This is a genomic window from Falsiroseomonas sp., assembly GCF_041690465.1.
Lineage (GTDB): Bacteria > Pseudomonadota > Alphaproteobacteria > Acetobacterales > Acetobacteraceae > Falsiroseomonas.
Window position 1 is genome coordinate 1 of record NZ_JAWLHG010000104.1, and the last position, 2,864, is coordinate 2,864.

Annotated in this window: 4 protein-coding genes; 2 read left to right on the forward strand and 2 right to left on the reverse strand. The window is 67.7% G+C overall.

Annotation, left to right across the window (positions count from 1 at the left end; genetic code table 11):
* Together ACESM1_RS30315 and ACESM1_RS30320 are read left to right on the forward strand one after the other, a co-directional pair.
* The coding region (locus tag ACESM1_RS30315) for a hypothetical protein (RefSeq protein ID WP_372625134.1) at window positions 1–613 on the forward strand (613 nt) is incomplete at its 5' end.
* Window positions 614–628: 15 nt separating this feature from the next.
* Window positions 629–1,315 (forward strand): hypothetical protein, encoded by a 687-nt coding sequence (locus ACESM1_RS30320; protein WP_372625136.1) that lies wholly within the window; start codon window positions 629–631, stop codon window positions 1,313–1,315.
* A gap of 200 nt (window positions 1,316–1,515) precedes the next feature.
* On the opposite strand, the gene ACESM1_RS30325 is transcribed toward ACESM1_RS30320, so the two are convergent.
* Together ACESM1_RS30325 and ACESM1_RS30330 are read right to left on the reverse strand one after the other, a co-directional pair.
* Window positions 1,516–1,821: a DoxX family protein gene (locus ACESM1_RS30325; RefSeq protein WP_372625138.1), complete on the reverse strand. Its 306-nt coding sequence runs from the start codon at window positions 1,819–1,821 to the stop codon at window positions 1,516–1,518.
* Window positions 1,822–1,852: 31 nt separating this feature from the next.
* On the reverse strand, window positions 1,853–2,665 hold the full coding sequence (locus ACESM1_RS30330; RefSeq protein WP_372625140.1) for a DUF3224 domain-containing protein: 813 nt from the start codon (window positions 2,663–2,665) through the stop codon (window positions 1,853–1,855).
* Window positions 2,666–2,864: the final 199 nt, after the last annotated feature.

Below are 2,864 nucleotides of genomic sequence, written 5' to 3' on the forward strand. Positions count from 1 at the left end.
GCCGGAGACCTACCGCCTGCCCGACGTCGCCTACGGCAGTGAGGCCTGGGCCCTGGTTCGCCTGCAGCTCGACGAAGGTGCGCTGGCGGGCGTCGAGCCCGGTGGGTTGCTGCAACTGCTCGAGATCGAAGTCGAGCTGGTGGATACGGTGAGCCGCGAACGCCGCTTTCTGCCGGGCGCTTTGCGCCTGCCCGTGCTGCGGGGCGAAGTGCTGAACGCGCTGCCCCACGACGAGCTGGTGGCGAGCCGTGCGCGCGAGCTGGAGTCGGCGGAGCTGCACATGCGCATCCGCGCCGCCGTGCGCGCCGGCGACTGGCGCAAGGCAGAGCGGCTGCTCGCCTGGGCCGAGCAGGAGGCCGCGAACCACCCCTGGCTCCGGGAGATGGTGCGCACCGTCCGGGACCTCATAGCTCGGCGCGACGCCGAGGCGCTGGAGAAGGAAACGGCGTACTCCTCCTCCCGTATGCGGCGACGCCTGGCGGAGAAGAGCCAGGCGGATCTGCTGAACTACGACCCGGCCGCGGAGCGCGAGAAGCGGAGCTTCCTGAGACGCAAGTCCCAGCAGGGCCGGCGCCAGTTCGGCGAGGGTGACGAGGCCGGGCGGAATCGCTGAACCGGGCAACCGCCTATGGAGATTCCTTTCGACATGGTAGAGGGGCATGTGGTCTTCGAGTTGGAGGGCCGCAGCGTACTGCTCGATACCGGCTCGCCGTCCACCTATTCCCGCTCGGGGTCAGTTACCCTCGGGGGCTGCCCTCTGCCCGCGCAGCCGATGCCGGACGAGATCGCGCGGCTGCTCGACGACCATGTGAATGCGCGCATCGACGCAATTCTCGGCATGGACGCCCTTTCCCACCGGCGGATCGCCATCGAGTCCTCCGTGAAGCGGCTGGTGCTGGAGGGGCCCGGGCAGACCGCTGGGCGCCTGGACGGGGTCATCGCCATCCCCCTGCGGCTGGCCCTGGGGCTCCCCGTGGTCGAGATCGAAGCCCATCGACGCTATCCGGTGGTGTTCGATACGGGCGCGCCGCTCTCGTACCTGAAGGGCCCCCGCGTTCGGCCGCTCGGCACCCGGAGTGACTTCTATCTCGGCATAGGCGCGTTCGAGACGCGCGTCGACACGGTCGCCGTCGCGATCGCCGGCCGAACGGTGCACCTCTCGAGCGGCGAACCGCCACCCGAGCTCGCGCAGCTTTTGAACGGCAATGGGAGTTTCGAGGGCATTCTCGGCTCGGAGCTGCTGGAGATGGCGGATGTCGCGCTCGATACTGTGGCTGGCGCGTTCCTCGTGCGTTGGCACGAGGGGGTGCCGTAGCACCCCTCGCAGAAGACACCGCGGCAGGGACAATCAACCGGTCGTCGGGTTGGTCGATCGGCCCTCATGGCCGGCAAGCCGCGACTCGAGCACTCTATCCAAGCTGAACCGCCCCGCGCCATGGGTCGCGAAGTAGAGACCGATCAGGACGAGACAGGCGGACGGGAAGGCGCCACGGATGCCGCTGTGAATATCCACCATCACGATCGCGATGAGGAATTCACGGCGCAGATCACACCGGCCCAGCGCGTGAGGAGCCCGAGGACGAACGCGGTACCGACGCCGAACTGCGCCCAGACGGAAAGTGGCGCCATGAGCTCCGGCGCCGGAAAGCCGAAGCTGGCAACAAACGCTGCGAACTCGTCCATCCGCTCGGCGCTCTGCACGTTGTCGGCCACGCCCCAGACCAGGAACGCGCCCACTACGACGCGCAGCAGCAACAGCGCCGCATCGCCATGGAGGTACAAGGGCGTGAGCAGAACAGCGGAGAAGACTCGGGGGGACATTGGCAGCGTCCAGTCTGATCAGCCGGCGGTATCAGCGAGGCTCGGGCGCTTCCGGCAGCGTGTATTCGAAGTCGTAGCGATACCCGCCGTCGCCCGTCTCGATGCGCATCTCGCCTTCGAGGCCGGCCAGGCCGCCCGTGCCGGAATCCGGCACCACGGTCATCGTGAGCCAGCCGGGGGTGCCGCGCTCCATGCTGGCGCTGTGCTGGAGCAGGAAGCTTCCGCGGCGGCCCGCCAGCTCGCCGGTCACCCGCTCGAAAGCCACGTAGGCCATGGAGCCTTCGACCGGTGTGGTGGCCGTCAGCATCTTGCCGCGTCCCTCGCCGACGAAGTCGCCTTCGTAGCGCTTCTCGAGCAGTTGCCGTTCGAGGGTGACGCCGTCACGCCCATCGGGTTCGCCGCGGGACGTGCGGCGGGGTACGAACGTGCCTTGCGCGTGGGTCGTCTGCGACCGCAGATAATGGTCCCACTCGCGCAGCAGCCAGGGATACACCCTCGGTACGAGGACACCGTCGGCGATCGCCGGGTCTTCTGCCAGCAGGGATTCGACCTCCTCGATGCTGTCCTCGCGGTAAATCACCGCACCTCCGCTGTCGTCCGTGAACGGTCCGGCCTCCTGAATCAGGCCCTCCGCGTACCGCTGCAGCACGTAACGGCCATGCTCGCGTAACGGTTGCTCGCTGACGGGTTTGCCTTCGATCCACGCCGGCCCCGGCTTCAGGACGACCAGAAAAACGTGATCGCGCACGGCGGGATCGTCGGATGCGTTCGGCTGGGTTTGCTCGGCCGATGCAGTGGCCGACACGAGGCCGAGGATCACCAGCACTTTCAGAACGTTAGTCACGACACCCTCTCACTCGCCAGTGCGTCTCGACGGGGCAGCGTGCGCCAAACCAAACGAGCCGTCAAACGCACCCCGCCTGTCCGGCGTTCGGTGTGGTCACTCGATTGGATTAGCACTAGGCGGTGCGGGCATCTATCGCATGCGGCAACGCTCCCTCCTGCCGGCCTTCAGCGACGGCTTGGGGATCATCCTCCGCTTA

Bases quoted from the DNA above. Each gene is read 5' to 3' on its own strand.
- ACESM1_RS30320 (WP_372625136.1), top strand. From the start codon at position 629: ATGGAGATTCCTTTCGACATGGTAGAGGGGCATGTGGTCTTCGAGTTG.
- ACESM1_RS30325 (WP_372625138.1), bottom strand. From the start codon at position 1,821: ATGTCCCCCCGAGTCTTCTCCGCTGTTCTGCTCACGCCCTTGTACCTC.